This window comes from Burkholderia sp. Ac-20384, assembly GCF_017104605.1.
In the GTDB taxonomy this organism is placed as follows: Bacteria; Pseudomonadota; Gammaproteobacteria; order Burkholderiales; family Burkholderiaceae; genus Burkholderia; species Burkholderia lata.
This window is the reverse complement of the sequence record NZ_JAAGPE010000751.1, coordinates 1-253: the sequence shown is the minus strand read 5'-3', so window position 1 is coordinate 253 and position 253 is coordinate 1. Positions and strand designations below refer to the sequence as shown.

General features: G+C 62.5%; 1 pseudogene. It reads right to left on the bottom strand.

What is annotated here, in order from left to right:
* Positions 1–127, bottom strand: a pseudogene (locus G3O00_RS43190) (IS3 family transposase); the annotation flags it as partial.
* Positions 128–253: the final 126 nt, after the last annotated feature.

Here is a 253-nt window from a genome sequence, read left to right as displayed (position 1 = left end):
TGGCCTGCGCCCTGACGCTGGGCGGGCGAGCCCGCCACTGGCAATACCCGCTGCGCGAGACGGCCAACACCCGGCACAGCCGGCTCACGCTGTACTGGTCGCGGTGTGCGTCGATCCAGGCGTACCTTGACCTGCTCCCCGCGTTTAGTACGGTGACGGTGTAGAGTCCGTTCCAGAGAGGAACGGCAATGAAAAAGCGATTCACCGAAGAGCAAATCATCAGCATCTTGAAGGAAGCCGAGGCTGGCCTGAA